The following is a 23,630-nucleotide window of genomic DNA, read 5'->3' as shown; positions in this document are numbered from 1 at the left end:
GGAGACGTGGTGGTAGGAGACCGGGCAAGCTGGTGGGCCCTCTTTGCCCATGCGGTACTCGTGCAGGCTTTGAGCTACGGGTTGCGTTCTTCGGTCTCTTATGAATTTCTCGGGCTTGGTCTAGGCGGATCTTGGCTCGGTTATTCTGCTGCCGCGTTTGCGTTGCCACCTCTGCTCCTCGCGATTCCATCGGGCGTGCTGGTGCGGAGATGCGGCGAACGGTTCGTGCTCGTTGTGGGGGCGCTGTTTTTTCTCCTCTCGGTTCTTCTTTTGGGAGTGGGGCGCGACCAGGCCCTTGTGTTGCTCTTAGCCTCATCGCTGATTGGCTGCGGGGTGCTCTTCTCTGTTGTCGCTGAACAAGCCTGGGTGATGAAAAAAGCTGCGAAGCACCGTCTCGACTTCACGTTCGGCATGTACACATTTGCCACCTCTGGCGGCCAAATGCTGGGGCCGCTTATGCTTATGCTTCCTGCGTATGCGGCATTCGAACATGGTGTCTTCGCCGAAGCCAGGAGCCTCGGCGGTGTGAGCCTCGTGCTTTCGTTGCTGCTTGTCGCGTTCTCAGCAGTGATACGGTCTGAAAAGACTCAGGTGAACGCTCAGGTGAACGCTCACGGTGATCCTGCTTCGGTGACGAGAAGTACGGGACTGCTGAGGCAACGGGGCATTATTTCGGCCTTGTTCGTGAGTAGTGTGGTGCTCACCTCACTCGACCTGGTAATTGTGTATGTGCCCCTTCTCGCTGATGAACTCGGGCTTCCGGTCGCGGCTGCAAGTGCGCTGCTTGTTGTGCGGGGTGCTGTCACGATGCTCTCGCGGCTGCTTCTCTCTGTGTTCACTGCCAGAGTGGGGCGTCGAGCCGCGTTAATGATCGGTTGCCTCTTTGCGGGGGTGGGGCTTGCCTGCTTCGCAGTGGTGCCCGTCGTGTGGCTTTTGATGATTGCCATAGCGGTATACGGTCTTGCGGCTGGAGTGGTGCAACCTTTGACTATGTCATGGATGACGCTCGTGACTACCCCAGAGCAGCGGCCTGTCGCGGCAGCGCTGAGACTCGTAGGCAACCGCGTTGGCCAGACGACGTTGCCGCTTGCGGCAAGCTTCCTTGCAGGGTTCGGAGGAGCGACAATGGTGTTCGCTTTGATGGCAACGCTGTTGACCTGCTCGGCGGTTACTGCTCGACAGGCGCCAAACGACCGTTAGCCACTTTCGGGGCGCCCGTTTTCTCCGCGCTTCCTGCTTCATGTTTTGCGCTTTGCGCTTCACTTTTGTCGCAGCTTGACGAAAAGCAGGGTGTTTGCGAAGAAACACCCTGCTTTCTGTCAAGTGGACGCTGGGGCGCTGCGCGGCTCGCGTCCAGTGGCACTCGCTTCGCGTCCGGTGACACTCGGCACGCGTTCTGCGTTTCTTGACTCGCGTTCTGCGCTTTCTGACCCTCGTCCTGCGCCGTTCGGCTCGTGTTTGCCGATTTCGCGTTTGTTTGACGAAAAGCAGGGTGTGAGAGGGGTAAACACCCTGCTTTTCGTCAAGTAGATCGATTTGGGGCGTGCAAAGCCGGCCACAGAGGCGGGCGCCGATCCGCCAGCAGTCGCGGGTGCGCGCCAGGCTCACCCGCGGGCACGGCCAGCGTGCGGCCAGCGCACCCGCGCCCGCGGCCACCGCACCCCACACAACCGATGTGGGTAAGGCCCCCCTTTCTTTTGAATCATTCAAAAGAGTGGTAAAGTTGAGCCATGACACAGCAACTCCACCTTGGTGCCGCCGAGCGGCTGAAGGGTGCTGGGCTGCGATCGACCGCGCCTCGACGTGCCGTGCTTGAGGCGCTGCACCCGGGCGGGCACCTCGATGCTGCCGAGCTTTTCCGGCTCGTGCAGCGGGAGCTTCCCGACACCACATTACAGACCATGTACGTGGTGCTCTCGGCGCTCACCGACGCGGGGCTCGTGCGCAAGATCGAGCCGGCTGGCTCAGCTGCGAGGTACGAGGTGCGGGTGGGCGACAACCACCATCACCTCATCTGTCAGGGCTGCGGGCGCATCGAAGATGTTGCCTGCACGATTGGCCACGCGCCATGCCTGACTCCCGGCGAGACGCACAATTTTCACATCCACACAGCCGAAGTAACGTTCGTGGGCCTGTGCCCCGACTGCTACGACGGAACAGACGAATCACCAGAGAAAGGGTAATTATGGCTGATCAGAAGATCACGACCACGCAGACCGGCACCCCTATCGCAAGCGATGAGCACTCACTCACCGTTGGCAACGACGGCCCCACGGTTCTGCACGACCGTTACCTCGTAGAGAAGCTCGCAGCGTTCAACCGCGAGCGTGTTCCCGAGCGTAACCCGCACGCGAAGGGTGGCGGCGCCTTTGGTGAGTTCGTTGTAACCGAAGACGTGTCGCAGTACACTCGCGCTGCAGTGTTCCAGAAGGGCGCAAAGTCTGAGACGCTCATTCGTTTCTCGTCGGTTGCTGGCGAGCAGGGCTCACCTGACACCTGGCGCGACGTGCGCGGCTTCTCGCTGCGTTTCTACACGACCGAGGGCAACCTCGACATCGTGGGCAACAACACCCCGACGTTCTTTATTCGCGACGGCATTAAGTTCCCTGACTTCATTCACTCGCAGAAGCGCCTTGGCGATTCAGGTCTGCGCGATGCAGACATGCAGTGGGATTTCTGGACCCTCTCACCCGAGTCGGCACACCAGGTCACGTACCTCATGGGCGACCGTGGTCTCTCGAAGTCGTGGCGCCACCTGAATGGTTACGGTTCACACACCTACCAGTGGATCAATGCCGACGGCGAGCGTTTCTGGGTCAAGTACCATTTCATCTCACACCAGGGCGTTGAGCACATGGAGGCCGATGAGGCCGAGCGCCTCGCGGGCAGCGACGCCGACTACTACCGTCGCGACCTGTTCGACTCGATCGAGCGTGGCGACTACCCGTCGTGGGATGTCTACGTGCAGATCATGCCGTACGAAGAGGCGAAGACCTACCGCTTCAACCCGTTCGACCTCACGAAGACCTGGCCTCAGGCTGACTACCCCCGCATCAAGGTGGGTACGTTCACGCTGAACCGTAACCCGGTCAACTTCTTCGCAGAGATCGAGCAGGCAGCGTTCTCGCCCGGCAACCAGGTTCCCGGCACCGGCATCTCACCTGACAAGATGCTCATGGCTCGCGTATTCTCGTACCCCGACGCTCAGCGTTACCGCGTCGGCACGAACTACAACCAGCTGCCGGTCAACCAGCCTCACGCAACCGAGGCCAACAACTACATGCACCAGGGCAACATGCAGTACCACTTCCCGCCCGCATCGCAGCGCGTCTACCACCCGAACTCGTTCGGCGCGGCAGGCGGACCCGCGGTTGATGCTCAGGCTGGCGTCGAAGCTTCGTGGGAGTCAGACGGCGAGCTCGTACGCGCCGCAGCAACCCTGCGCGCCGACGACGGTGACTTCGTACAGCCCGGCATTCTCTACCGCGACGTGTTCTCGGCTGAGTCGAAGGAGCGGTTCCACAACACGCTCGCCGGCCAGGCCGCTGCGATCACGATCGACGAGATTCGCGAGCGCTTCTTCCAGTACTGGACGAACGTTGACGAGGGCCTCGGCCAGATTCTGCGCGACCTCTACGCCAAGGGCGAGGGCACCGCAGCGACCGACTCACACGAGTCGGCAGAGTAACCACCACCCGCACCGCCGCACCGGCGGCTAGGGCAGAGGCGGGGTCTCGACTTTCGGGTCGGGGCCCCGCCTTTTGCGTGCGCTGGTGCCGGCCGCGATCCGCTCCCGCCGGTGCCCAGCCGCGATCCGCTCCCGCCGGTGCCCAGCCGCGATCCGCCCCCTCGTGTGGTCAAAAAGTGTCGCAAATCTTGTATCTTTTCGACACTTTTTGACCTTTCGGCGTCGGGCGTCGCTCAAGAAGCTCCACCTCCAGCCTTTTTCGCCATAAACACGCGATAATGGGGGTATGAGTTCAAGGATCCTTGTCGTCGATGACGACAGCGCACTCGCCGAAATGCTCACCATGGTGCTCGAAGGCGAGGGCTACCAGGTTGAGCATGCCGTCGACGGAAATGAGGCCCTCGAACTATTCGAGAGCTGGAAGCCAGATCTCGTGCTGCTCGACGTCATGTTGCCATTCATGAACGGTATTCAGGTGTGCGGGCGCATTCGCGAGACGTCGGGCCTTCCCATCATCATGCTCACGGCGCGCACCGACACCGACGACATTGTGCGCGGGCTCGAGGCCGGCGCCGACGACTACGTGGTCAAACCCTTCAATCCGGCCGAGCTGCTCGCTCGCATCAGGGCAAGGCTGCGCGACCAGAGCGAGAACGAGCCAGAGGTGCTGCGCGTTGCTGATCTCACGATCGACGTTGCGGCGCACGAGGTGACGCGGGGCGGCGAGCTCATTCCCCTCACCCCGCTCGAGTTTGACCTGCTCGTGATTCTCGCGCGCAAACCCCAGCAGGTGCACAGCCGCGAGATGCTGCTCGAAAAGGTCTGGGGCTACCAGTACAAGGCCGACACGCGACTCGTCAACGTGCACGTGCAGCGACTGCGCGCGAAGGTCGAGCAAGATCCCGATAACCCGCAGGTGGTTCTCACGGTGCGTGGCGTGGGGTACCGCGCGGGCGTTCCGCTCGAGTAACCCACGAACTGCACCCGTTTGAGCCACCGCCGAGAGACAGATCAACAGCCCAAAACCGTGTGAGAAAGCGAAAGCCGCGTGAACAAACTGAGGTCGATCGGGCGCCGAGTAGGCGAGCCGATCGTCGCGTCTCGCGACAGGGTTCGCGACGTCTGGCGCCACTCGATGAAGGTGCGCACCATGACGATCACGGGCGTCATGACGGGCCTCATGATTTTCATCTCTGGCACCTTCATTCTTGCCAGCGTGAGCGACGATCTCTTCACGCAACAGCGCGACGAAATTTTGCACGACTCGGCCAGGGCAACGGTGCTGGCGCAGCAAACGATTGACAGTGCCGGCTCGAGCGATCCGCGTGCCCTCGGTAGCGTGGTCAACGCGATGCGCCGCTCGGTCTCGAACATGTCGGCCTCAGACTATCTCGTGTTTCGCAGGCAGTCTGACCAGCCGCGCTCGGTCGATGCGCCGCTCGACTCGACCATCGGCCCCGAATTCTCTGAGTTCATTTCTGACGACCTGCGCAACTCGCTACTCGAGGGCGATGCGCCGCAGTACTGGCAATCGATCGAGATCGTGAAGCCCGACGGCAGCACGGTACCCGGGCTCGCGGTTGGCTCGACACTGCAACTGCCGGGAGAGGCGGGGCACTACGACCTCATTCTCGGCTACGACTTGAGCGAGACCGACTCGATCTACGGCTTCATCTCGCGCACGCTCGTGTTCACCGGCTTCTTCCTGATGCTGCTCATCGGAGCGCTCGTGTACGGCATCACCCGCCTCGTGTTCCAGCCGATCCGCTCGGCAGCCGATACGAGCCGCAAGCTCGCGAAGGGCGACTCGAACGCGCGCATGCCACTGCAAAATGACGAATACTTCGACCAGCTTGCCGGCAACTTCAACCTCATGGCCGACACCCTGCAAACTCGCATTACCGAGCTCGACGACCTCTCGACGATGCAGCAACGCTTCGTCTCAGACGTGTCGCACGAACTGCGTACGCCGCTCACGACAATGAAGCTCGCGTCGCAGGTGCTCGCATCGAACTCTGACGGGCTCTCGGGCGGCCAATCTCGCGCCATCGAGGTCATGAGCGAACAGGTTGACCGCTTCGAAGCGCTGCTCGCCGACCTGCTCGAGATCTCGCGCTACGACGCCGGCCAGGTCGCGATCTCAACCGAACCAACGAACCTCGTGCGCCTCACCGAAGAGGTCATCGAGGGGCTCGCTCCGCTCTCAAAGCAACCCATCGAATTGCATGCGCTCGGCGGGTACGCGCCCATCGAAGTCGATCCGCGTCGCATCAGGCGCATCGTTTCGAACCTCGTTGGCAACGCGATCGAGCACGGCGAAGACAAACCCATCGAGGTGCGCGTCGACTCAAACGGCTCGGCGACCGCGATCTCGGTGCGCGACTGGGGCATCGGCATGAACGAAGAAGCCACCGAGCGAGTGTTCGAGCGGTTCTGGCGGGCCGACCCCTCGCGCAAGCGCACCCTTGGCGGCACGGGCCTCGGGCTCGCGATCGCGCGCGAAGACGCGACGGTGCACGGCGGCGTGCTCGAGGTGTGGTCGAAGCCGGGGCAGGGCACGAACTTCAGACTCACGCTGCCGCGCGACGAGGGTGGGGCGGGCTTCTTCTCGCCACTGCCGCTCATTCCCGAAGACATGCCAGAGGCGAGCGAAACCTTTGACACGACCGGCGGGTGGCTCAAGCGCCCGCTGCGCAGGCTGAAGAAGGGAGACAAGCGATGATGACACGACGCATGCGCATGCTGGCAGCCACCGGCGTGACCCTCGCGGCGCTCACCCTCACCTCGTGCCACGGCATTCCCGTTGCGGGCGGAGTGCACCAGGGCCTCACCGACCTCGCGCAGGCCGAGCAAGAGGTGCAGTACCGGCCCGATTCGCCCATGCCCGACGCGACGCAGGAAGAGATTGTGCGTGGGTTCTTGCAGGCCGCCTCTTCGGCCTCCAATAACTACGACATTGCGCGCCAGTTTTTGACCGATGATTATCGAGACCAGTGGGATCCGAACCAGTCGGTCACGATTGACGAGGGAACCCGAAAGTACCCGATCATCGAAGATATTCCGATGGAGGGCGAAGACGAGATCGTGAGCGTCGTGGTCAACGGCATCGCTTCGGTCGACGAGCGCGGGGTGCTCACGCAGCTCGACGCTGACGAGAGCTCGCCGTTCCAGTTCGGGCTCCAGGAACAAGACGGCGAGTGGCGCATCGCCTCTGCGCCCAACGGCGTGATACTCGACCGCGCAACCTTTCTCGAGGTGTGGTCGGTGCACCAGCTCTACTTCACCGGCCCCAAGTCGACCCTGGTCTCTGACACGCGCTGGTTCTTGAAGCGGGCCACGATGGGCTCGCACATCATCAACCAGCTGCTCGCAGGGCCCACCGACGAGCTCACCGGCGTTGCCGTCTCGTCGTTCCCGACGGGCACGAAGCTCTCGAGCGACTCGGTCATCATCGAGGGCGGCACGGCGCGCATCGACTTCTCGTCTGAGTTCGAAGCCATCACCGAAGAAGGGCGCAAGCTCGTCGACATGCAGCTCTCGTCATCGCTTTACGCGCTCGCGGGAGTTTCGAAGTACGTCGTGACCGTCGGCGGGGTCGAGATCATGAGCGGCCAGGTGGCGCTCGCGCAAACGCTCATGCCGCCAAAGCCCGAGGGTGGAACGAGCGTCGGCGTCATGCACAGCAAGGGCTATGGCGTGCTCGGCTCGACGGGCATCACGGCCGACCCGAGCTACTCGAAGGTGCTCATGCCCATGAACCCCGAGCGCATCGTCATGAGCCGTGATGGTAGGGCCGCCGTGGTGCTCGCCGAAGACGGGCTGCACTGGGCGACACCGCAAACCTCGTTCCTCTTTGACGACCGGCCCGGCCTGCTCGAACCCACGACCGACCCGAGCGGCTACGTGTGGACCTTCGACCCCGCGAAACCCGAGCAAATCAATCTGTGGCACCCGGTGAGCGACAACATCACGCTCCCGACTCCCGAGCTGGTTGACGAGAAGGTGGTCGCGATGCGGCTCTCGCCCGACGGCAACCGCATTGCGATTCTCGTTGACGACGACGGCGCCAGCAAGGTGCTCGTGACCGGCGTCGTTCGTGACGACAACGGGGTTCCGCAGCGCTTCGTTGGCCTGGGGTCGCCGCAGGAGAACTGGGTGTACGGTGCTCCGCTCGACATCGACTGGGTCGACACGCAGCGCGTCGGGGTACTGAGCGCGGGCGAGGGCGACTCGACTCGTTTCACGCTCACAGGCCCCGGTTTGCTCGCCGAAACCCGTGCGGGAGTCTCGAAGGCTACAACGATTCGGGGTGGCGGGCGGCTGCAACTGACCTACCTACTCACCGCTTCTGGCGAGGTGCTGAGCCCCCAGGGCACGTCGAGCTGGCAACGCCAGGCGCAAGATATTTCGGTGGTCACGAAGCGCGGCTAGCCTGTGCATAACTTCTGACGAGGGGCTTGTCGCGTGTGATGCTTCGTGCATGGCCGAAACCCTCTTCCAAGCGATCTTGCGCGACCTGCTCGCGCTCCTGTGGCCCTCGTCGTGCCTCGGGTGCGGCAGGCCAGACCGTGACTGGTGCGCCGAGTGCGCGGCAGGCTTTGCCCGCTCGCACCGGCTCATCGACGTGCCCCACGACAGCGGCGAGGCACGGGCCGGTCTCATTCGAGGGCGGTGGATCGCTGCCGCCCCATACGCAGACGTCATGCGTCACCTCATCGTGCGCTACAAGCACCATGGCCAGCGCTCGTTCGCGGCTGCGCTCGCCGGGGCGCTCGAGGGGCCGCTCGACGAAGTAATGAGCGGCGGGCCACCAGACGAGGTGCTCGTCGTCGCGATGCCCTCTCGAAAGGAAGCGGTGCGCAGGCGCGGGTACCGGCCCCTCGAAGAGATCCTGCGGCTCGTGCGCTTCGCTGACGGGCGCAGGCTCGGCCGGGCTGAGCTGCGACGAGGCCGCGTGCTCGCGGCGACCCGCGGCCGCACGGGGCAGGTGGGGCTCGGCATCGCTGAGCGGCGGCGCAATGCCGCAAGGCTCAGAGTTGCCTCTGGCGCGCAGGTCGATGGCCGCTGCGTGGTGCTCGTTGACGACATCGTGACGACGGGCGCGACGCTGAACGCGGCGACGGCTGCGCTCGAGGCGAGCGGCGCCCGGGTGCTCGGCGCCGCGGTGCTGGCGGTGACGCTCACGAGGCACGACCGAATTTCTGCGCGTTTGGGGCGAATCGCTCAACTGAACTCGCAATACGAAGAAGAGAGGGGTAACGTGTGATTAAGGTGAGGGGCAACGGAGCTCCGAAACTCGGGGCTACCCCACCTTTTGGATCACAGGAGGTCACCATGGACGTGCATATCCACGGACGAAATGTTGATATTACAGACCGATTCGAAAGCTACGTTGAGTCAAAAACCGAGAAGCTCGAGGCGCTCCTGCCGAAGGCTCAGACGTTTAACGTTAAGGTTTCGCGGCTCAGCGATAAGAGCCCAAAGCACGGTGACCGTGTCGAAATTACCATCGTTGGTTCAGGCCCAGTGATCCGGGCCGAATCGTCAGGCAGTGACAAGTACACCGCCTTTGACATCGCCTACGGTCGCATTCTTGAGCGTGTGCGCCGGGCCAAAGATCGCAGGCAAGATCGCCGTGGCAAGGGCCGCACCTCACTCGGTGACGCGGCCTCGAACGACTTCAGTGGCGTCGGTATTACTCCCGCTTCGCTCGACACCGTGAACGCGGTGGCCAATGGCCAGCAGGTCGCGCAGGCGAGCGAGGGTGACGACGTGTATACGCCGGTCGTCATACGCTCGAAGGAGTTCCCGGCTGCAAGGCTCACGGTCGAAGAGGCCGTCGACCAGATGGAGCTCGTGGGGCACGACTTCTTCTTGTTCGTCGATGACAGCAACGGTCGTTCGAGCGTTGTCTACCGCCGTAAGGGCTGGAACTACGGGGTGATCTCACTCGACGACGCAGCCTAAGCGTCATGCCGGTGCCGCGCAGGGTGTTCTGTCACCTTGCGCGGCACCGCTCTTTTCGTGGGATTTCCTCAGCAGAGCCAGGGGGCAACGGACTAAGCTGGAGAACTGTTAGCCATTACACAATATGATCTGGGAACCACCAGATTCATGAACGGCTGAGGAGAAATATACGTGGCCACTGTTCTAGAAAAGCTTCTTCGCGTAGGCGAAGGACGCACGCTGAAGAAGCTTGAACGTCTCGCAAAAGTTGTTGCAGGGCTCGAAGAGTCGTTTGTAGACCTCACTGATGAGGAGCTTCGGGGCGAGACTGCGGCACTGCGCGAGCGTCTTGCGCAGGGTGAAACACTTGACGACCTTATGCCTGAGGCATTCGCCGCGGTGCGCGAGGCTGCGCGCCGCACCATCGGCCTGCACCCGTTCCCGGTTCAGGTCATGGGTGGCGCGAACCTGCACATGGGCAACATCTCTGAGATGAAGACCGGTGAGGGTAAGACCCTCGTCGCGACAATGCCTGCATTCTTGAACGCGCTCGCTGGCCGCGGCGTGCACATCATTACGGTGAACGACTACCTCGCCACCTACCAGTCAGAGCTCATGGGCCGCGTCTTCCGCGCCCTCGGCATGACGACCGGCTGCATCATCTCGGGCCAGAGCCCGGCAGAGCGCCGCAAGCAGTACGAAGCCGACATTACGTACGGCACGAACAACGAGTTTGGCTTCGACTACCTGCGCGACAACATGGCGAGCAGCGCAGCCGAGCGCGTACAGCGCGACCACTACTTCGTCATCATTGACGAGGTCGACTCGATTCTTATTGACGAGGCGCGTACGCCCCTCATCATCTCGGGCCCCGCAGCGGGCGAGGCCAACCGCTGGTTCTCTGAGTTCGCGAAGCTTGCTCGCAAGCTGAAGGCTGGCGTTGACTACGAGGTTGACGAGAAGAAGCGCACCGTCGGCGTGCTCGAGCCAGGCATTGAGAAGGTTGAAGACCACCTCGGCATCACGAACCTGTACGAGTCGGTCAACACCCCGCTCATCTCGTTCTTGAACAACGCCATCAAGGCGAAGGCGCTCTTTACCCGCGACAAAGACTACGTCGTACTCGACGGTGAAGTGCTCATCGTCGACGAGCACACCGGCCGTATTCTCGCTGGCCGCCGCTACAACGAAGGCATGCACCAGGCAATCGAGGCCAAAGAGGGCGTCAAGGTCAAGGCCGAGAACCAGATGCTCGCGACCGTGACGCTGCAGAACTACTTCCGTCTGTACGAGAAGATCTCGGGCATGACCGGTACGGCAGAGACCGAAGCGTCAGAGTTCATGTCGACGTACAAGCTTGGCGTCGTCCCGATTCCGACCAACCGCCCGATGCGCCGCATCGACCAGCCCGACCTCGTGTACAAGAACGAAGAAGCGAAGTTCCACGCGGTAACCGCCGACATCGTTGAGCGTCACAAGAAGGGCCAGCCGGTGCTGATCGGTACCACGAGCGTCGAGAAGAGCGAATACCTTTCTCGCCTGCTCGCCAAAGCCGGTGTGCGCCACGAAGTCCTGAACGCCAAGAACCACGCACGTGAGGCCGCGATCATCGCCCAGGCCGGTCGCCTCGGCGCCGTGACCGTCGCCACGAACATGGCCGGCCGCGGTACCGACATTATGCTCGGCGGTAACGCTGAGCACCTCACCGTCACCGACCTTGCCTCACGCGGGCTCTCTCCCGAAGAGAACCCAGAAGAGTACGAGGCAGCGTGGGACGAAACGTTTGCCAAGGTCAAGGAGGCCGTGGCCGCTGAAGCGTCGAAGGTACAGGAGGCCGGTGGTCTCTACGTACTCGGCACCGAGCGCCACGAGTCACGCCGTATTGACAACCAGCTTCGCGGTCGTTCGGGCCGTCAGGGTGACCCCGGCGAGAGCCGCTTCTACCTGTCGCTCGCCGACGATCTCATGCGCCTGTTCAACTCGGGCGCAGCGGCTTCGCTCATGAACCGCAGCAACGTTCCCGACGACCTCGCGATTGAATCGAAGATGGTCACGAGCGCCATTCAGAGCGCGCAGAGCCAGGTCGAGGCACGCAACGCCGAGATCCGCAAGAACGTGCTCAAATATGACGACGTGCTCGACCGTCAGCGCAAGGCGATCTACGCCGACCGTCAGCAGATTCTCGACGGCGAAGACATCGAGCAGCGCGTTGACCAGTTCAGGTTCGACGCACTGACCGCGATCATCGACACGCACGAGCCGGCCGCCGGCGAGTGGGACTTCGACGCGCTCTGGGCCGACCTCTCGCAGGTATACAAGCCAGGCATCACGATCGACGAGGTGCTCGCCGAGTACGACGGCAAGCGTGGCATGGGCCGCGAGTTCCTGGAGCAAGAGATTCGCTCTGACTTCGAACTCGCGTACGAGAAGCGTGAAGAGCAACTCGGTACCGACGCCATGCGCGAGCTCGAGCGTCGCGTCGTGCTCACGACGATCGATCGCCGCTGGCGCGACCACCTCTACGAGATGGAGTACCTCAAAGAGGGCATCGGCCTGCGCGCAATGGCGCAGCGCGATCCGCTCGTTGAATACCAGCGCGAGGGCTACAACCTTTTCCAGAGCATGATGGGCCAGATCAAAGAAGAATCACTCGGCCTGCTCTTTAACCTTGAGGTGCAGGTGCGCCAGGCCGAAGGGCCGCAGGACCACGTACACCTCGAGGGCGGGGGCATCGACCAGCAGGTTCAAACCGATACCTCGAAGCTCAGCTACACCGCACCGTCAGAAGACGGCGGCGCAGTAGTGAGCGGATCGGGCGGCAAGCGCAAGCAGCAGCCCACGACCCGCGGAGCCTTTGGGCAGCAGGTGCCGGCCGACGGCGAGGCTGATGACCAGCCGATGAACCGTGCTCAGCGTAGGAAGAATAAGTAACTTTCGAGTCGAGTGATGGGTCGCAAGACCCTCCGACATATCTGGAGAAAAACATGACACAAGAGTCGAACCAGCGTTTGACCAAGAACGAGCGCCGTGAGGCCGCGCGGGCACAGGCGAAGGCCGCCCGCGAGGCTCAGGTGAAGAAAGAGAAGCGCAACCGCCTGTTTGTACAGGGCGGCATCGTGATCGGCGTGCTCGCCGTCATCGCGATCATCGCTCTCGTCGTCACGCAAATGGTGAAGCCGGCGGGCCCCGGCCCCAAGAACATGGCATCGGGTGGTGTCGTCTTCGAGGGTGAGAACTTCGAGGTGCGCGAGACCCCGGCCATCGGCGACGGCGAGAAGCTCGTGGCGCAGGAAGTTAACCGTGAGACGGTTCCCCTCGACATCACGATCTACGTCGACTTCATGTGCCCCGCCTGTGGTGCATTCGAGCAGGAGGCCTCGGCCATGCTCGAGCAGTGGGTTGGCTCAGGCCAGGCGACGCTGCAGGTATACCCCGTGAACTTCCTCGACAGCCAGTCAAAGGGCACCCGCTACTCAACCCGCGCGGCAAACGCTTTCGCCTGCGTGGCAGAGCAGCAGCCTGACGCTGCTTGGGATTACTACCGCACCCTGCTCTCGGCCGAGGTTCAGCCTGCCGAGGGCACCACCGGCCTCACGAACGACCGCCTGCTTGAGGTGGCCGTCGAGTCAGGTGCCTCAGACAACCGCGAGCTGCGTCAGTGCGTGCAGAACGTTCCGTTCTCTGACTTCATCTCGAAGACGAACCGCCTGGCCTTCACCGGCCCGCTGCTGGGCCTCGAACCCGACACGGTTCTCGCTGACGGCCGCGGTGGCATGCTCGATGCCGACGCCGACCAGCACATCAGCGGTACCCCCGCGATCATCGTGAACGGCCAGCAGGCGCCGAGCTCACCCACCGAGCTCGAGCAGTTCATGCTCAAGAAGTTTGCCGAGCTCTCGGGCGACACCGCCGAGACCGGTGACGACGAGGGCGCTGACGCGCCCGAAGAGGGCAAGAAAGACTAGGCGAATAGCCGAAGGGGCCGCAATCGGTATAGACTGATTGCGGCCCAAACGCCGCCTTAGCTCATCTGGTAGAGCAGCAGCCTTGTAAACTGCAGGTGATCGGTTCGAGTCCGATAGGCGGCTCAAGAACGAAGACCCCCTCCCGAATCTGGGAGGGGGTCTTTCGCTGTGTGCGGATGTCTACACCCGCGTTCGCCTCACCGTGTGGTCAAAAGTGTCGATTTTCGACCTGATTTTCGACGCTTTTTGACCACACGCCGAGCGGAGGGGGCGGATCGGCACACGCCAGGCTCGCGCTAGTAGGCGACGGTGAAGCGCGCGCCAGGCTCGCGCTAGTAGGCGACGGTGAAGCGCGCGCCGGTGTGCGCAGGGGTCTCGATCTCTTTCACGACCGCGAGCGCGAAGTCGGCGCCTGAGATGGCCGAGTTGCCGGCCTCGTCGGCGAGCAGTACGTCGCCGCCGAGACGGTAAGTGCCGGTTGCCTCGCCTGGCTGCCAGGGCCCGAAGCCGCCGGCGGGCGAGACGTAGAACCACGCGAGGTCATCGCCCCGGCCGCGAAGGTCGGTGAGCACGCGGCCCATCTCTTCGGCCTCTGGCTTGATCTCGGCGGGGAAGTCAGGGGAGTCAGAGACGAGGGGACCGCCCTCGAACTGCTGCAGTGAGCCGGCGCCGCCGATGACGCCGAGGCGCACCTTTGCCGCCAGAGCAGCGTCGGCGATCGTGGCGTTGATGGCTGCGAGCTTACCCTCGCCGGCGAGTGCGCCGCGGGGTGAGAGTGACGAGATGACCACGTCGGCGTCGCTCGACACGATGCGCTCGATTGCCGATGCGTCGGTGACGTCGGCCTCGCGGTAGGTGACACCGGCGATGGGGGCCTCTGGGGTTGAGCGGGCGATGACGGTGACGTCGTGTCCGCGGTCGGCTGCGGTCTGGGCGATGTGTGCGCCGGCGTAGCCGGTTCCGCCGATGATGGTGATGTGAGCCATGGTCGGAATCTCCTATCGATAAACGTAGATAACTTGCAATACTCACTGTAAGCGACTTAGTATCTTTTGGTAAGTACCTACTTTTCAGAAAGATAGTTACCTGGAGGTTCCTATGAAGGGTGCGGATCAGCAGCCCGTGGCGGCGCAAGCGCGCGCCAAAGCAAACGCGGTCGACGCTCGCCCAGCCGACCCCTACAGTAGTGACTGCCCGTCGCGGCAGCTGCTCAATCGCATAGGCGACCGCTGGACGGTGCTCGTGGTTGGCGCCCTTGGTTCAGAGCGGCTGCGCTTCTCTGAGCTGCAGCGCCGCATTGAGGGTGTCTCGCAGAAGATGCTCACCCAGACGCTGCGCTCGCTCGAGCAAGACGGTCTCGTGACGCGTACGGTGTACCCGGAGGTTCCGCCGCGCGTCGAGTACGAGCTCACCGAGGTGGGCTCGACGCTGCAGCAGCCCCTCGACGCGATTGAGCAGTGGGCGAGAACGCACATGCAGTACGTGCTCGACTCGCGCGAAAAGCACGCCACAGCGGCCTAACGGCGCCGCGGGGTGCACGGGCTAGTTGTGGTAGGGGAACACCATCTCGATCGGGCCCTCAGGCTCTTCGAACTCGGGGCGGGGGTCGCGACTGTCGGCAATGGAGAAGCCGACCGCCGACCCGATGAGTGAGAGCGCGATGATGCCGAGCGAATTGCACAGGCCGATCGCGAGCCCCTGGTACTCGATGCCCGCGGCGGCATCAAAGAGGGTGACGAGTTCGCCATTGTGCATGTTCGGCACCATGAAGCCGAAGAGGATGGCGCAGAGCCAGCTGAGCGCCAGCGAGACGACGGCGCCGCGGCTCGTGCGGTAGCCCTTCTCGCGGGTCAGGCGCATGCGGCGCATCACCCAGATGTGGCAACCGACATAGGCCGCGCCGATCGTGGGCAGATACCACCAGGTGAGCCAGCCGCCGAGGCCAAAAAACCAGTGGCCGGCGCACATCCAAATCGAGAGAACGATCGACACCGGTACCAATACGCGTGACAGGCCGCTCACACCAACTCCTCTTGCCAAGTTTCTGCTCTTAGTGTGTCAGATGCTTGCGAGAACAAGATGTGTGCCGGGGGCTCCGGGCATGATCCACGCCCGGGATTACGGCAAATGCGATTCGATTTCACATTGCCCAAAAGAAATGCTATTCTCTAACGGTTGCATTCTTTGCGGCATTGCCCCGATAGCTCAGTGGTAGAGCACTTCCATGGTAAGGAAGGGGTCGCCAGTTCAATCCTGGCTCGGGGCTCTGACTCTGCCGGTTTCTGCCGGAAGCATGGCTGAGTAGCTCAGCTGGTTAGAGCGCACGACTCATAATCGTGAGGTCGCGGGATCGAGTCCCGCCTCAGCTACCGGAGTCGCACAAAACCCCTGCGGAATGCGGGGGTTTTGCTGTTGATGGAAGATGTTGATGGAAGTTCCGGCTTATAGGACAAAACGTGTGGATAGCGTCGGGCGGGTCAGCCCTTTCCGGCCCAGCCAGAGCGTAGCCAGAGTCCCTCGTTCGCGTCGAGACCGGTGTCGTAGAAGGTAGGAGCCGGGTCTTCTTCTGGTTCCTCGGTTCTTGGTTCAGTGACAGGGTGTTGCTGGTGAATGAATTCATGTGCCCAGTCGAGTGGGGGGGGGGCTATAGGCAATAAACGGTGGATGGCCCTGGCATGTTCATCCCCGGCCGCCCCACCCAGAGCGTAACCAGAGCCCTTCATTAGAGTCGAGGCCGGTGCCGTAGAGCACAGGTCCTGGGCCAGACTCTGTCTGTTGTGAACGACGAATAGGTGCCGCTGTCTGTGGGGTGTGTCTTCTCAGAATTGTGGTGAAATCTGGCCGCCCTGAGGGCAGGTATAACCACCATTCGATTGCGCGGCGTTGATGCTCCTCGGTCATGCCCCGGTGATGCAGCAGAAGCAGTCGCATGTGTGCGTTGGTGGCGCCCTCGATGCCGTTCGTGGTCGCTGGCACGTTCAGGGTTTTGAATGCTGGGTCGAGGAAGGTGAATAGGTGCTTGGTCTTGATGACCCGTTGGAACACTTGGTGTCCACTTTGGAGTCGTTGATGGGTGTACCACCATTTTTGGCCTGGCTTCGCCCATACTGGCACTTCGAGGCCATCTTTGCGGTAGGCGCGTTGTTTCGTGAGCGATAAATATTGGGTTTCCCATTGGAAGAACAGTGCTACCCAGGCTTCTGCATCATCGAGGGTGCGGGTCTGCTGTAGGAGTTGGTGACACTCAACATGGCTGGTTACAACCCAGCCTGGAAGGATGTCGCCATGCCCAAAATGTTCCCCAAAGAGTTTCGTGACGACGTAGTCCGCGTCGCGAGAAACCGTGAGCCCGGCGTCACCATCGCGCAAGTCGCCAAAGACTTCAGTATCCACCCCGGCATCCTCGAGAAATGGTTATACCGAGACCGCGTCGATCACGGTGAAACCCCCGGCGCCACGACCCAAGAGAACGCCGAGCTGAGAGAGCTACGCAAACGCAACCGACTCCTCGAGCAAGAAGTCGAAGTTCTCCGCCGTGCGACCGCGTACCTGTCCCAGGCACACCTGCCGGGACAATGATGTACCCGCTCGTGAAAGAGCTCGCCGATGACGGTATCTCCGTCCAGATGTCGTGCCGGGTCTTGAAGCTCTCACGTCAGCCCTACTACCACTGGCTGAAACAGCCCATCGGTGAGCGAGAAGTCGTTGAGGCTTATCGCGCGAACGCGCTCCATAACGCCCACATTGATGACCCTGAATTTGGGCATTGTCTCTTTGCCGACGAAGCCGGAGCTGCGGGCCAGCCGATGAGCGACCGAACTGCGTGGCGGATCTGCGCCAGACAGGGCTAGTGGAGCGTGTTCGGCAAACGCAAGGCAACCGGAAAAAGCCAACGTCCAGGGTCTGCCGTGCATGACGATCTCGTGAAACGAGAATTCATTGCCGCAACAGTGAACACACTCTGGTTGACCGACATTACCGAGCATCACACGAGTGAAGGCAAACTGTATGTGTGCGCTATCAAGGACGTGTGCTCGAACCGGATCGTGGGGTACTCGATCAGCGACCGCATGCAGTCACGTCTTGCCGTAGACGCGTTGGATAACGCGGTGGCGAGGCGTGACAGCGTTGCCGGGTGCGTAGTCCATAGTGATCGTGGGTCGCAGTTTCGAAGCAGGAAATTCCGACGTGCGCTCTCACGTCATGGCCTCGTGGGATCCATGGGGCGGGTGGGTTCGGCGGGCGATAACGCGGCGATAGAGAGCTTCTTCAGCCTCTTACAGAAAAACGTGCTCGACCGTCGAGCCTGGGCTACTCGTGAAGAGCTACGAATCGCGATTGTGACCTGGATCGAGCGGACCTACCACCGCCGACGCCGTCAGCCGCGTTTGGGTAGGTTGACGCCGGTCGAGTTCGAGGCGATCATAAACTTGTCAGTTGCTCTCGCGGCCTGACATATCAACTGTCACCAACTCCTACAGCAGACCCGTATTTCCCCAGGGTACTGATTTGAGGGTGTTCAGTCAGACAGATCTCGATTATGTTGAGTGGGAGATGAATGACCGGCCCCGGAAACGGTTAGCGTTCGCGAAGCCGGCCGAGGTTATCGAAGAGATACTGTTGCTCTGACTGCTAAAACCGCCCCGATAAACGACACTTTTTGACCACACGATGCGTCGGAGCATACCGGGTCGGGGTTGGCGGGACTGGCGGGCATAGCGCACCTACCCCAACTGGCAGGGCGCCAGCCCCCTACACCGGCACGAGCCACGCGGGAGTGCCAGGGTGCGCCGGTCAGAGGTCGAATTGCGTGAGTTTGGTGCCGATCGCGCGCGAACCCACCGCGAAATCGTCGAAGTGGAACCGGAGCACGCGATACCCGAGCAGCCGGGCACGGTCGAGTCGCTGCATGTCGGTGATGTACTGTCGGTGGTTGGTGCGATGCTGCTGCCCGTCGTACTCAAAGATCGCCAAGCGTTTGCGGCTTACGAGGTCGAAGCGCCCCACGAAACCGGCATCATCGTGAATGACGAACTGTGGCTCGAGATCAGTAAAGCCGCGGTGCACGAGTTCGAGTCGCAGGAGCGTTTCGTAGCGAGACTCCGCGCCAACACGAGCGTGCTCGAGAGCGCGGCGCAGCCTCTTGGCCCCGCCCGCCGAAGTTTCACTCGCGAGACGCCTGAGCTGTTCGAGTGCGACGGTGGCCCCGCCCGCACCCTGCGTAATGAAATGGTCAGCCATCACGATGAGTTCAAGCTCGCTGAGCATCGTCGAGCTCTGCAATAACCCTGTGAACGGCGAGACGAGCGGAAGCCCCCGAACCTGCCGCACCGAAAACGCTGCCCGGCTGCGGTGCCCAACGACACCCGGTTCCCTGGGGCGAGATGCTTCAAACGGAACCGTCACGTGCAGCAGTTCGTCATCCCGCACACTGTCGCGCCGCAGTAGGCCATCGCCCCGCGAACCGCCACCGCGCCGTGACTCATCGCCCCGCAGCACTCCATCACCCCGCAAATCGCCACCGCGCCCCACCTCATCGCGAAGCGCCCCGCCGGGCACAATAGGGCACCCGTACAGCGCGAGCGCAGTCACGTGACTAAAAGCGCTGTGCGGTTTCATCTTCGTGGCAAAGAACGTAGCCCGCTCGGCAAGAAGCTCCTCCTGGTGCATTCGACGACGCGGATGCTCACTCGGCAAAGCCCGCACGCCGTGAAACGGCTTCTCGACCGAGCCCCGATACACGGCGTATCGGCTGAGCCCGTACTGGTCGCGCTCGCCCGCGAGGAACGCGGGGCGCGGGGTAGGGCTGTCGATATGCATGTCCCCGAGCGTATGTGTTGATCACTGGGGCCCGCATAAGTTATCCACAGCGGATCATCGCAGGTGCCGAATCACCAGCCCTCGCAACCACCGGCCCCTCGCAACCACCAGCCCGTCGCAACCACAAGCCCTCGCAACCACCGACCCCCGCACCTCACCCGAGCAACGCGTGGCAGCGTTCGAGCCGGGCGATCCACCAGGCTTCGCGCTCGGGCGACGCGGCGAAGCGGTCGACGAGCTCGGCCTCCACGACGGGGGTGTGAACGGCGATCGATCCGCCCGAGGGAACGAGCGAATCGCGCACGACGTCGCCCGCGAGCAGCGAGACGGTCGCGAGGCCGCACGGGCCATCGAGCACGCCGTCGGGCAGGGAGGCGGCGAGGTGGGCGCCCATGGAGATTCCGACGGAGGTGTCAAGCGCGCTCGACACGACGACCGGCAGGCCAGCCTCGAGAATGATCTCGCGGGCGCGGGTGATTCCGCCGAGCGGCTGCGCTTTGACGACGAGCAGATCGGCAGCCCCGGCCCTCGCGACAGCCAGCGGATCGTCAGCCTTGCGCACACTCTCGTCAGCCGCGATGCGTACGTGAGGCGTGGGCCCGGCAGAGAGCGCCTCACGCAGCCGGGCGAGGTCTGAGACCTGGGCGCAGGGCTGCTCGGCGTAGTCGAGGTCGAAGGGGGCAAGCGCGCGTAGGGCGGTGATGGCTTCGTTGTAGCTCCAGCCGGCGTTCGCGTCGATGCGCACGCGCGCCTCGGGGCCCATGAGCTCGCGCACCCGGCGCACGCGGGCCACGTCGTCGTCGAGGTTCTGGCCGCGCTCGGCGACCTTGACCTTGACGGTCGTGCACCCGTCGAACGACGCGAGCAGCGGGGCCACGGCATCGGGCCCGATCGCGGGAATCGTCGCGTTCACCTCGACCCGGTCACGCGGCGCCATCGGCAACCCGGCCGACCAGCCGTACTCGAGCGCGGCCGCGAGCCAGGTCGCTGCCTCGGCATCGGCATACTCGGGAAACGGCGAGAACTCGCTGAACCGCTCGGGCCCCTCGATAATGAGTGCCTCGCGCTCGGTCACCCCGCGAAAGCGCGTGCGCGTCGGGATCGAAACGACGCGCGCCCGTTCCCGAACCTCGTCAAACGAGGGGCGGGGCAGGGGCTGAGTCTCGGGGCGTTCGGCGATCATGCGACCAGTCTAGAACTTCGGATCTCGCGCCGCTTTCGGCTGGCGTTGAGGCGGCGGCTGCCGGTCTCGCCGCGCCGTGCCGTGCCTGGTGCCGTGCGCCGGTACCTGGTGCGCCGAGGGAGCACGAGTTCGTCGAAAGCGCATCGAAATCGCGCGATTCCCGTGCACTCTCGGCGAAGCGGTGCTCCCTCGGCGAAATGGGAGGGCGCCCCAAAAACCGCGGCGGATCGCCCCAGCCCCAGACCGCGCAAGCAGTCCCCGGGCCAAGAGCGCCCCGCCAAGAGCGCCCCGCCCAGAGCGCCCGGCAACGCCCCCTACACGTCTGCGCCCGGCAGCGCCTCCGTGCCCACGATCACGCGGTAGCCGCGGGTCGCGTCGTAGCCGTGGATCTCGCGGGTGTCGAGCGCGCTCATGAACTCGAGCACGTCGCGCGTGATGATCTGGCCGGGAACGAGCACCGGGAACCCGGGTGGGTAGGGGGTGACGAAGCCGGCCGAGACGGGTGAGCGGCCGGCATCGATTTCGGCGAGCAGCTCGGGGCCCTTGCGGTACTGCACCTGGCGGTTGTCCTGGCCCTTGAAGAAGGCGGTGCGCAGGTCGCCGTCGGGCAGGTCGCCAGCGCCGCGGTACTCGGGCGCGAAGGCGCTGAAGTCGGGCAGCGGCGGGATCTCCTCATCTGGCGCAACGCCGTGGCCGTTCTCGAGCTGCTCCTCGGCGAAAAGGTCGGCGAGCTTGAGCAGTACCTCAATGAGGTAGGCGACGCCTGAGCGTGTGGTGCCGATGTTCGTCATGAAGAGCACGGTGTTGCGGCTCGTCTTGTTGACCTGAATGCCGTAACGGTCCATGAGGTGCGTGTACTTGAACGTGTCGCCGTCGACGCCTGTGCGGCTGATCTCGATCGTGATGCGGCTCGGGTCGACGACGAACTCTTCGGTGTCCCACGCCTCCCACATGTCGGCAAGGCTGTCGCTGTGGGGCAGGGGGCGCTGCGATCCGCGGTATTCGCCGGGAATGAGGTCGTAGGCGGTGAGTACCTTGAAAGTGTTGCGCAGTACCGGGTTGCGGGTGATGGCCTGCGCGAGGCTCGTCGCGAGGTCGAGCTGGCGCTGCACGAGCTCGAACCCTTCGAGCTCGACCTGACGGCGGCCGAGGTCGAGCGACGCGAGAATCTGGTAGTTCGGCGACGTCGAGGTGTGCGTCATGTAGGCCTCGTTGAACGCGGCCTCGCTCAGGCGCACGAAGTCCTGGTCGTACACGTGAACCATCGAGCCCTGGCGCAGAGCCGTGAGCGTCTTGTGCGTCGAGTGGGTCGCGTACACGCGCACTCGGGCGTCGGGCGAGGGAATGAGGCGTTCGTTCAGCCACACCTCGTCGCTCAGCGGGTCGCCGTTCGTGTCGAACAGGCGCGAGCGCTGCTCTTCGTAGCGCTCAGCGTAGGCCGGGTCTTTGAGGTGGCCCTCGAGGTACTGTGCCGCGGCCATGGCGGTGCGGCGGCGGGTGACCGGGTGAAAGGCCGCGAACGCGAACCAGGCCTCGTCCCACAGGAACACGAGGTCAGGCTTGATCGCGAGGCATTCTTCCATGACGCGAATGGGGTCGTAGACGATGCCGTCGAACGTGCAGTTCGTGAGGGTGATCATCTTGACCTGGTCGAGGCGGCCCTGCGCGCGGTAGTCGAGCAGAATCTGCTTGATGCGGTCGAGCGGCACGGCGCCGTAGAACGCGAAGTCGTTGAGCGGGTAGGCGTCGAGGTACGAGACCTGCGCGCCAGAGAGCATGAGCGCGTGGTGGTGCGACTTGTGGCAGTTGCGGTCGACGAGCACGACGTCGCCCGGCGCAACGATCGCCTGGTGCACGATCTTGTTTGCGGTCGAGGTGCCGTTCGTGACGAAGTAGGTGCGCTTGGCCCCGAACGCGCGCGCGGCGAGGGCCTGGGCCTTCTTAATGGCACCGACGGGCGAGAGCAGCGAATCAAGGCCACCCGAGGTCGCGCTGGTTTCGGCGAGCAGGAGGTTCAAGCCGTAGAAGTCGACCAGGTCGGTGATCCACTTCGAGTCGACGACTGATCCGCCTCGAGAAATCGGCAGCGCGTGAAACACGCCTGCCGGGCGGCGCGCGTGCTCCTGAATCGCGTTGAAGAAGGGGGTGTCGTAGAGGTGCGCGATGCGGCGCAGCAACGAGAGGTGTAGCTCGAGCTGGTCTTCGCGGCGGAAGACGCGGCGAAAGCGGCGGGTGAGCTGGCCCGCGAGGTCTTCGATGTGGGCGCCGGCAACGAGGTACAGGTCGAGTTCGGGGCGCACGCGCTTCAGCGTGTTTGCGAGGGTGAGCACGCGCTGCACCGAGCCGAGATCGCTGCTTTGTGCGAGCGGATCATCGCTCACCTGCGACTGGACGTACTCGATCGTCTCTTTCAAGTCGCGGCTGAGCGGCTGCTTCGTGTGGTCGCTGAAACCGGGGCGCATGATGACCGCGAGAATGTTGGGGTTCGTGAGCACGGCCGCCACGGCGTCTTCGGCCGATGGCACGATGACGACGTCGTAGATGAAGGCGTCGCCCGGGGTGCGAAGCGAGCGCACCTCTTGCTCGTAGATCTCTTTGTCGTTCTCAGACATCTGGTCGATGACGAGCACCTCGAACTTCTTGCGCGAGGGGTCACCGTGCTGGGGCGCATCTTCTTCAGAGAGCGGCGGCAGGTCGTGGTCTTCGAAGTCGCTATTGATGTAGCCCTTCATGCCCTGCATCGCGCTGCGCACATGGTCGAGCGCGAGCGAGAACTGGCCATGCTCGATCTGCTCGCGAATCTCGCGCACCTGGCGCTGGCCGATGCCCGCCCAGTAGAACTCGATGGTCTCGAGTGCGCGCAGTGAGCGAAAGAGCTCGGTGATGGTGGTCTGGTCGCTCACGTCGGCGCCGCCCAGGGCGAGTAGTTTCACGAAATAGCGCGTGTACTCCCATGCGTCGCTTCTTGCCCGCCAGGGGCTCGATGGCATTCCCGAGTAGGGGCCAAGCCACTGCTCTTCGTCTGTCG

The 23,630-nt window shown here is 63.2% G+C and carries 17 protein-coding genes, 3 tRNA genes and 2 pseudogenes; 16 read left to right on the top strand and 6 right to left on the bottom strand.

Annotated elements, in window-relative coordinates; genetic code table 11:
• The first annotated feature begins 6 nt into the window (after window positions 1–6).
• The 11 genes from JSO19_RS04435 to JSO19_RS04385 all read left to right on the top strand — a co-directional run bounded on the left by JSO19_RS04435 (window position 7) and on the right by JSO19_RS04385 (window position 13,722).
• On the top strand, window positions 7–1,200 hold the full coding sequence (locus JSO19_RS04435; protein WP_270910000.1) for an MFS transporter: 1,194 nt from the start codon (window positions 7–9) through the stop codon (window positions 1,198–1,200).
• A gap of 530 nt (window positions 1,201–1,730) precedes the next feature.
• Window positions 1,731–2,183 carry a Fur family transcriptional regulator gene (locus tag JSO19_RS04430; protein WP_270909999.1) on the top strand — a complete coding sequence of 151 codons (453 nt, stop codon included), beginning with the start codon at window positions 1,731–1,733 and terminating at the stop codon, window positions 2,181–2,183.
• 2 nt (window positions 2,184–2,185) lie between these two features.
• Window positions 2,186–3,688, top strand: coding sequence for a catalase (locus JSO19_RS04425; RefSeq protein WP_270909998.1), 1,503 nt, complete (start codon window positions 2,186–2,188; stop codon window positions 3,686–3,688).
• Between the two features lie 286 nt (window positions 3,689–3,974).
• Window positions 3,975–4,658 (top strand): MtrAB system response regulator MtrA, encoded by a 684-nt coding sequence (gene mtrA, locus JSO19_RS04420; RefSeq protein WP_270909996.1) that lies wholly within the window; start codon window positions 3,975–3,977, stop codon window positions 4,656–4,658.
• Window positions 4,659–4,736: 78 nt separating this feature from the next.
• The gene (mtrB, locus tag JSO19_RS04415; protein WP_270909994.1) at window positions 4,737–6,410 is read left to right on the top strand and encodes an MtrAB system histidine kinase MtrB; all 1,674 of its coding nucleotides are present in this window, start codon (window positions 4,737–4,739) and stop codon (window positions 6,408–6,410) included.
• Window positions 6,407–8,119, top strand: a complete 1,713-nt coding sequence (locus JSO19_RS04410; protein WP_270909992.1) for an LpqB family beta-propeller domain-containing protein — start codon at window positions 6,407–6,409, stop codon at window positions 8,117–8,119. Before mtrB ends, JSO19_RS04410 begins: the two co-directional genes overlap by 4 nt.
• 49 nt (window positions 8,120–8,168) lie before the next feature.
• Window positions 8,169–8,954, top strand: coding sequence for a ComF family protein (locus tag JSO19_RS04405; protein ID WP_270909990.1), 786 nt, complete (start codon window positions 8,169–8,171; stop codon window positions 8,952–8,954).
• 68 nt (window positions 8,955–9,022) lie between these two features.
• Entirely contained in the window at window positions 9,023–9,655 is a 633-nt protein-coding gene (gene hpf, locus JSO19_RS04400) for a ribosome hibernation-promoting factor, HPF/YfiA family (protein WP_270909989.1), read from the top strand.
• A 171-nt stretch (window positions 9,656–9,826) separates the two neighbouring features.
• On the top strand, window positions 9,827–12,565 hold the full coding sequence (gene secA / locus JSO19_RS04395) for a preprotein translocase subunit SecA (RefSeq protein ID WP_270909988.1): 2,739 nt from the start codon (window positions 9,827–9,829) through the stop codon (window positions 12,563–12,565).
• A 53-nt stretch (window positions 12,566–12,618) separates the two neighbouring features.
• On the top strand, window positions 12,619–13,599 hold the full coding sequence (locus tag JSO19_RS04390) for a DsbA family protein (RefSeq protein ID WP_270909986.1): 981 nt from the start codon (window positions 12,619–12,621) through the stop codon (window positions 13,597–13,599).
• 50 nt (window positions 13,600–13,649) lie between these two features.
• Window positions 13,650–13,722, top strand: a tRNA-Thr gene (locus tag JSO19_RS04385).
• A 209-nt stretch (window positions 13,723–13,931) separates the two neighbouring features.
• Here the strand turns inward: JSO19_RS04385 and JSO19_RS04380 are convergent.
• Window positions 13,932–14,585, bottom strand: a complete 654-nt coding sequence (locus tag JSO19_RS04380; protein WP_270909985.1) for an NAD(P)-dependent oxidoreductase — start codon at window positions 14,583–14,585, stop codon at window positions 13,932–13,934.
• A gap of 112 nt (window positions 14,586–14,697) precedes the next feature.
• Here JSO19_RS04380 and JSO19_RS04375 point away from each other — a divergent pair, with 112 nt between their 5' ends.
• Window positions 14,698–15,120, top strand: a complete 423-nt coding sequence (locus JSO19_RS04375; protein ID WP_270909984.1) for a winged helix-turn-helix transcriptional regulator — start codon at window positions 14,698–14,700, stop codon at window positions 15,118–15,120.
• A 21-nt stretch (window positions 15,121–15,141) separates the two neighbouring features.
• Here JSO19_RS04375 and JSO19_RS04370 read toward each other — a convergent pair whose 3' ends face one another.
• Window positions 15,142–15,621, bottom strand: a complete 480-nt coding sequence (locus tag JSO19_RS04370; RefSeq protein WP_270909983.1) for a hypothetical protein — start codon at window positions 15,619–15,621, stop codon at window positions 15,142–15,144.
• 172 nt (window positions 15,622–15,793) lie between these two features.
• Here JSO19_RS04370 and JSO19_RS04365 point away from each other — a divergent pair.
• A tRNA-Thr gene (locus tag JSO19_RS04365) sits at window positions 15,794–15,865 on the top strand.
• A gap of 29 nt (window positions 15,866–15,894) precedes the next feature.
• Window positions 15,895–15,968: transfer RNA gene (locus JSO19_RS04360), tRNA-Met, on the top strand.
• A 310-nt stretch (window positions 15,969–16,278) separates the two neighbouring features.
• Here the strand turns inward: JSO19_RS04360 and JSO19_RS04355 are convergent.
• The gene (locus JSO19_RS04355) at window positions 16,279–16,992 is read right to left on the bottom strand and encodes a hypothetical protein (RefSeq protein ID WP_270912155.1); all 714 of its coding nucleotides are present in this window, start codon (window positions 16,990–16,992) and stop codon (window positions 16,279–16,281) included.
• Here JSO19_RS04355 and JSO19_RS04350 point away from each other — a divergent pair.
• Window positions 16,885–18,053: pseudogene (locus tag JSO19_RS04350) on the top strand (IS3 family transposase). The gene JSO19_RS04355 and the pseudogene JSO19_RS04350 sit on opposite strands and share 108 nt — an antisense overlap.
• A gap of 28 nt (window positions 18,054–18,081) precedes the next feature.
• Window positions 18,082–18,228, top strand: a pseudogene (locus JSO19_RS13095) (IS30 family transposase); the annotation flags it as partial.
• A 165-nt stretch (window positions 18,229–18,393) separates the two neighbouring features.
• On the opposite strand, the gene JSO19_RS04345 reads toward JSO19_RS13095, so the two are convergent.
• From JSO19_RS04345 to JSO19_RS04335, 3 genes are all read right to left on the bottom strand, one after another.
• On the bottom strand, window positions 18,394–19,419 hold the full coding sequence (locus JSO19_RS04345; RefSeq protein ID WP_270909982.1) for a DUF559 domain-containing protein: 1,026 nt from the start codon (window positions 19,417–19,419) through the stop codon (window positions 18,394–18,396).
• Window positions 19,420–19,573: 154 nt separating this feature from the next.
• Window positions 19,574–20,602 (bottom strand): o-succinylbenzoate synthase, encoded by a 1,029-nt coding sequence (locus JSO19_RS04340; protein ID WP_270909981.1) that lies wholly within the window; start codon window positions 20,600–20,602, stop codon window positions 19,574–19,576.
• A gap of 314 nt (window positions 20,603–20,916) precedes the next feature.
• Window positions 20,917–23,592 carry an aminotransferase class I/II-fold pyridoxal phosphate-dependent enzyme gene (locus JSO19_RS04335; protein ID WP_270912096.1) on the bottom strand — a complete coding sequence of 892 codons (2,676 nt, stop codon included), beginning with the start codon at window positions 23,590–23,592 and terminating at the stop codon, window positions 20,917–20,919.
• Window positions 23,593–23,630: the final 38 nt, after the last annotated feature.

Source organism: Leucobacter sp. UCMA 4100 (genome assembly GCF_027853335.1).
Lineage (GTDB): Bacteria > Actinomycetota > Actinomycetes > Actinomycetales > Microbacteriaceae > Leucobacter_A.
This window is presented reverse-complemented; position numbering and strand designations above follow the sequence as displayed.

Excerpts from the sequence above, each read along its gene's own strand:
- JSO19_RS04430 (WP_270909999.1), top strand. The coding sequence starts at position 1,731 with ATGACACAGCAACTCCACCTTGGTGCCGCCGAGCGGCTGAAGGGTGCT.
- JSO19_RS04425 (WP_270909998.1), top strand. The coding sequence starts at position 2,186 with ATGGCTGATCAGAAGATCACGACCACGCAGACCGGCACCCCTATCGCA.
- mtrA (WP_270909996.1), top strand. The coding sequence starts at position 3,975 with ATGAGTTCAAGGATCCTTGTCGTCGATGACGACAGCGCACTCGCCGAA.
- JSO19_RS04410 (WP_270909992.1), top strand. The coding sequence starts at position 6,407 with ATGATGACACGACGCATGCGCATGCTGGCAGCCACCGGCGTGACCCTC.
- JSO19_RS04405 (WP_270909990.1), top strand. The coding sequence starts at position 8,169 with ATGGCCGAAACCCTCTTCCAAGCGATCTTGCGCGACCTGCTCGCGCTC.
- hpf (WP_270909989.1), top strand. The coding sequence starts at position 9,023 with ATGGACGTGCATATCCACGGACGAAATGTTGATATTACAGACCGATTC.
- JSO19_RS04390 (WP_270909986.1), top strand. The coding sequence starts at position 12,619 with ATGACACAAGAGTCGAACCAGCGTTTGACCAAGAACGAGCGCCGTGAG.
- JSO19_RS04380 (WP_270909985.1), bottom strand. The coding sequence starts at position 14,585 with ATGGCTCACATCACCATCATCGGCGGAACCGGCTACGCCGGCGCACAC.
- JSO19_RS04375 (WP_270909984.1), top strand. The coding sequence starts at position 14,698 with ATGAAGGGTGCGGATCAGCAGCCCGTGGCGGCGCAAGCGCGCGCCAAA.
- JSO19_RS04345 (WP_270909982.1), bottom strand. The coding sequence starts at position 19,419 with ATGCATATCGACAGCCCTACCCCGCGCCCCGCGTTCCTCGCGGGCGAG.
- JSO19_RS04340 (WP_270909981.1), bottom strand. The coding sequence starts at position 20,602 with ATGATCGCCGAACGCCCCGAGACTCAGCCCCTGCCCCGCCCCTCGTTT.
- JSO19_RS04335 (WP_270912096.1), bottom strand. The coding sequence starts at position 23,592 with ATGCCATCGAGCCCCTGGCGGGCAAGAAGCGACGCATGGGAGTACACG.